The 201-nt window shown below is 71.6% G+C and carries 1 pseudogene; it reads right to left on the minus strand.

The features are described from left to right. Positions 1-201: pseudogene (gene cpsB / locus ACYQ1H_RS15725) on the minus strand (mannose-1-phosphate guanylyltransferase/mannose-6-phosphate isomerase); the annotation flags it as partial.

Consider the following 201-nt stretch of genomic DNA (forward strand, 5'->3'; position numbering starts at 1 on the left):
TTGGCGCGGTTGTTGTCGTCGTCCGGGGCGGTCAGGGCGCTGATGGCGGCCCACGAGCCGACATCGCTCCAGCCGAATTCCGCGGGGACCACGGCGACGTTGTCGGCCACTTCCATGACGGCGTAGTCGAGGGATATGGAGGGCACCCGGGCGAAGGGCTCGGCCGGGATGTCCAGCAGGTCGGCCGCGCCGGCGGCCAGC

Source organism: Methyloparacoccus murrellii (assembly GCF_054657115.1).